Origin of the sequence: Cyclobacterium sp., assembly GCF_014762705.1 — a bacterium.
Classification (GTDB): Bacteria; Bacteroidota; Bacteroidia; order Cytophagales; family Cyclobacteriaceae; genus Cyclobacterium.
Map to the genome: position 1 here is coordinate 1 of NZ_JABURL010000022.1, position 5,146 is coordinate 5,146.

Genomic DNA, 5,146 nt, shown 5'->3' on the forward strand with positions numbered 1-5,146 from the left:
ATGTCAAAATGCCAAAACATCGAATCACTGTAATTGAAAAGTGATATTAATTATTCTTAAAAACAAATAAATTTTTTATTTAGATTTAATCTTAATAATTAACTATTGTTTTATTTTTTACCCTCCAAAAGTTGAATCGGTCTGTTGATACTTTCTTCAAGTACGATTAGTGTTTCTGTACGGTCTATCCCATCCACCAATTGGATCTTGTTGAGAACATCTCGCAAATGGTTGGTGTCTTTGCAAATGATTTTGGCGAAAATACTGTAGTTTCCAGTGGTGTAGTACGCATTGATCACCTCTGCTATTTCTTTCAATCTTTCGATTACATTATCATAAAGAGAACTTTTTTCCAGGTAAATACCTAAAAACGCAGAGATATCATAACCCAGTTTTGAGAAATCGATGTTAAGGGTTGCGCTTTTGACAATCCCCAAATCCTCTAATTTTCTCATCCGGACATGTACCGTACCCGATGAAACAAATACCTTTTTTGCAATTTCTGTAAAAGGTGTTTTGGCATCTTCGTTAAGCAAGGAAATGATTTTAAGGTCGATATTATCAATATCTAAAATTTTGTCCATTATTCTGAGAGTTAATTGTTAATTTGAAAATAAAGATCTGTTTTAATTATTGAATTGTCAAAGAATTTGAAAGCTTTTTTCTATTTGGTATAATTTCGGCAATTTGCTCATCAAATAGGCTTAATTTTAAAATGCATGAAAATAAACGTTTTGGCTGTTCCGTTTAAAAAATTAAACTTTCTTTGCTGCCTGGATTGTATTATTTTAGGGTTAAAATTAAATTTCTTTTAAAGAAAAACCAGTTTTTTCGATCAAAATAACCTGTAGCAAATTTACTCCGATATACACTTAGATGTTATTTATAAAATTGATTCCTATGCCTGCATTCAAGACCAAACCATTCTATTGTCTGTTCTTTTTAACCTTTTTTTCAATTATGCATTTGGGATTTGGCCAGGACAGCAAGCGGCCTTTGGAGCACAGAGATTATGATAACTGGGAATCTATCTCCCGAAGCATTATTTCAAATGATGGAAAATGGGTGGGAGTGGAAATAAGCCTTCAGGAGGCTGATGGCAGGGGTAAGTTGATCCCTACCTCCTCTTCGTCCGGTACATTAGAGATTCCCCGGCTGAAACAAATTGAATTTTCAGAAGACAGCCGCTGGGCGATTGGGCTTCTTTCTCCCGAAAAGGATTCCCTTAGGAAAATGAAACTTCAAAGGATTGAAAAAGATAAATTTCCAAAGGACACCTTGTTGTTGGTTGATCTAAAAAATTTGGAATTAAGAAAAATTCCTCACGTCGAGAATTACAAGACGCCATCAAAGAATAAAACATGGTACGCATACGAGGTCTCCCTTGAAAAGATTGAGTCGGAAAATAATGAGGCTGAAAAAGAAAAGGGAGATAAAAAAAAATTCGATTTGCATATCCAAAGCTTTGATGGTTCCTCATCCAGATACATTGAAAATGTTTCTGCCTATGGTTTTGCGACTAATGGTACCAGACTATTTTATGTGCAAAATATGATGGAAGATGAAAATAAAAGCCTTCATCTTAAGGTTTTAGACCTAAAAACAGGACAGGAGATTACCTTGTCAGACAGTTTGAAGCAATATAAAAACATGGTTTTTTCTGAAGATGCCGCTCAATTTGCCTTTTTGGGGAGCAGGCAAGCTCCTTCGGATAAAGAAGCTTCCTTCGATGTATTTTACAGTGGAAATGATACCGGGCTGAAAATGGTAGCCCCTGACACCGATTGGGAAAAGGGAGATATAAGTGAACATTATCCATTGAAATTTTCCGAAGACGGAAAGCGTTTATTTTTTGGCTGGCAAAAGAAACCCAGGGAATACACCTATGAATCGGATACTACAATTCTGGACGAAGAAAGAGTAAGCCTTGACATTTGGGGATGGCAGGATGAAGAAATACAGCCCATGCAGCTTAAAAGACTGGAAGAAAAGAATAAGGAGAGTTTTGCTGCCGTTTTCCTTGTTGATACCGGACATGTTGTTTCTCTTGCCAATGCTGAAATCGGGGATTTGCATTTCAACTGGGACAAAACAGGAGATTGGGCGATTGCTCTGGATGACAGTCCCTACAGGAGAAATTACAGTTGGGATATTCAGATCGGAAAAGACCTGCGTCGGGTATCCATGGAGACTGGCAAACCTGAATTATTGGAAAAGGAAATTATTGGTAACCCCAGAATCTCTCCCTCCGGAAAATATGCTTTTTGGTACAGTAATCCGGACAGTGCATGGGTGGCTTATGGACTGGAAAATAGGGAAAAGGTTTTCCTGACTGCAGGATTAGAGGATGTTTTCTACGATGATTTACACGATAGCCCTTCGTTGCCTGGTAGCAATGGTCATGGAGGGTGGTCGGCAAATGATCAGTATTTTTTGGTTTATGGAAAATTTGATATTTGGATGGTAGATCCAAAAGGAGTGGAACCGCCGATTAACCTCAGCAATAGGCATGGTGAGGAAAATCAGATCCAATACCGGCTGCTGGACCTGGATCCCGATAAGCATTATGTGGACCTTGGGGAAGATTTGTTCCTCAGCGGTATGGATATAGAAACAATGGACAGCGGTTTTTTCCTGGCCGATCCCAGGGGGAAAAATTCACCTGTAAAACTGATTTATGGTCATACAGCCCATTTTGGATTAAAAAAGGCCAAAGACCTGAACCAATTTATTTACCAAAAATCAACATTTCAAGAATCTCCTGATATGTACCTGGCAGGTGAAAAGTTCAAGAAAAGCAGGCAACTGACCCATATCAATAGCCAACAAAAAGATATCCTGTGGGGAGATGTGGAATTGGTTGAATACCGGGTGAATGATGGAAACATGATGAATGGGTTACTTTTCAAACCAGAAAATTTCGACCCGGATAAAAAATATCCCATGATGGTATACTTTTACGAAAGAAGCTCCACTTCCCTGCACCGTTATCGTTCTCCCGTACCATCTGCTTCGGTCATCAATATCCCGTTTTTTGTAAGTAATGGATACCTGGTGTTCGTTCCTGACATACAGTATAAGATAGGATTACCTGGTCCCAGTGCCTATGATTGTGTGGTACCCGGAGTACAGAGCATGCTGGCAAAGGGTTTTGTGGATCCGGCAAACGTCGGTATTCAGGGACAGAGTTGGGGAGGTTATCAGGTAGCCTATATCATTACCAAAACAAATATGTTTAAAGCAGCAGGAGCAGGAGCTCCTGTGGCCAATATGACTTCGGCTTACGGCGGAATAAGATGGGGTACCGGTATGAGCCGGATGTTTCAATATGAGCAAACCCAGTCCAGAATTGGAGGGACCCTCTGGGAAAAACCCATGCAGTATCTGGAAAACTCTCCGATTTTTTATGCCGACAGGATCCAAACGCCTACCCTGATCATGCACAATGATGCTGATGGGGCTGTTCCCTGGTACCAGGGTATAGAATTTTTTATGGGCTTAAAACGGAACAATGTGCCTTCCTGGCTGTTGGTTTACAACGATGAAGACCATAATTTAAAGGAAAGGAAAAATAAAAAAGATTTGAGCATTCGCTTGTCTCAGTTCTTTGACCACTACCTGAAGGGATCCCCTGCACCTTTATGGATGGAAGAAGGGATTCCGGCTGTAGAAAAAGGGAAAACACTGAAATATGAATTAATCAGTGAGTAGTTGCTTTTGAAAAAACCAAATGATTTCTTTCACATGAGGATCAAATTTGCAAGGAGCTGTCCTTTAACCTTTTTTTGGCATTGATTCCAATATATAAGGTCAATAACGGACCCGGGATTTTTGTACAATTGTCAGGCCCCTTAATTTGTGAAAGACTGTTTTTTCAAAAACTCAGTGCTTCCTATTAGATGAATCTCTGATGATCAGTGCAGATCTAAGTGTAATGGTATTTGTTTTTTGGAGGATTTCCTGATTTTCATCATCCAGGTGGTTGATCAGGTTTTTCATGGCCACTTCTCCCATATGGTAACTTGGATAATTTATGGTGGATATGTTGGGTTCCACCATGCGGGAAATCAAATCATTATTGAATCCCACAATAGCCAAATCTTCAGGAACCTTAATGCCTCTTTTCTTTAAAGCTATCAGGCAGCTGGCGGCACTGGTGTCGTTAGAAACCAACAGCCCATCCGGCCTGGGATTCAGTTTTAATATTTTTTCTACGATGCGTTCTCCTGAATCCTCGTCGAGCTCGTTGGTAAATACATTGTCTGCATTGAAGACGAAGCCGTGATCCATCAGGGCGTATTTATATCCTTTCAAGCGATCTGCATAAACATTGATTTGCAAGTTGCCCAATACATGGACGATTCTTTTACAACCTTCTTTGATAAGGTGTGCCGTTGCATCGTAAATGGCTTGGGTATTGTTAATGACGACTCCCGTACAATGGTTATTTTCCGGAACCCGGTCAAAAAACAAAACAGGAATATCTTTTTGAAAAAACGGTTGAAAATGTTCAATATTATCAGTGGTTCCGGCTTTTGAAACAAGCAGGCCATCAACACGACTGTTGAACATTATTTTGGTATTGGAAATCTCTTTTTCCAGGGATTCCATGGATTGACTGATAATCAGGTTATAACCGGCTTGTGTCGCAATTTTTTCCATTCCGGCCAGAACGGAAGATTGAAAAGCACTGTTCAGCCTGGGCACAATAACCCCAATGCTTTTTGACCTTCTTTTACGAAGACTGGAGGCAAAAATATTGGATTGATAACCCATATTTTTTGCCGCATGGAGGATTTTATTCCTGGTAACTTCCTTCACTCTCGGGTGATTGCTCAATGCCCGGCTTACGGTGGTAGGAGACAAACCTACATCTGCTGCAATATCATAAATGGTGATTTCTTTTTTCATCAATTCACTTTAGTCCTTAGAGCAATTAATAATAGATATAATTTTAGAAGTATGCAACCGATTTCAATACATTTAATATTTGGAATAAATTATTTATACCTAAAATTCAGCCTAAAAAAGAATAAAATACCTAATATTAACAAAATTCAAATTCAATTCCTGACCTTTCGGTTGATTTTTGCGGGAGAACTTTCCTTTTATTTGGCAGGAGTTTAACAATATTTTTTTTGACCAG

The 5,146-nt window shown here is 39.0% G+C and carries 3 protein-coding genes; 1 reads left to right on the forward strand and 2 read right to left on the reverse strand.

Translation table 11 applies throughout. From position 1 onward, the window contains the following. Nucleotides 1-110: 110 nt before the first annotated feature. A complete protein-coding gene (locus HUJ21_RS03005) occupies nt 111-584 on the reverse strand; it encodes an Lrp/AsnC ligand binding domain-containing protein (protein ID WP_166146671.1) in 474 nt (157 codons plus the stop codon). A 376-nt stretch (nt 585-960) separates the two neighbouring features. On the opposite strand from HUJ21_RS03005, the gene HUJ21_RS03010 reads away from it, so the two are divergent. Further along, nucleotides 961-3,711 carry a prolyl oligopeptidase family serine peptidase gene (locus tag HUJ21_RS03010; RefSeq protein WP_291367165.1) on the forward strand — a complete coding sequence of 917 codons (2,751 nt, stop codon included), beginning with the start codon at nt 961-963 and terminating at the stop codon, nt 3,709-3,711. A 171-nt stretch (nt 3,712-3,882) separates the two neighbouring features. On the opposite strand, the gene HUJ21_RS03015 is transcribed toward HUJ21_RS03010, so the two are convergent. Beyond that, nucleotides 3,883-4,911 carry a LacI family DNA-binding transcriptional regulator gene (locus HUJ21_RS03015; protein ID WP_291367166.1) on the reverse strand — a complete coding sequence of 343 codons (1,029 nt, stop codon included), beginning with the start codon at nt 4,909-4,911 and terminating at the stop codon, nt 3,883-3,885. Between the last annotated feature and the right edge of the window lie 235 nt (nt 4,912-5,146).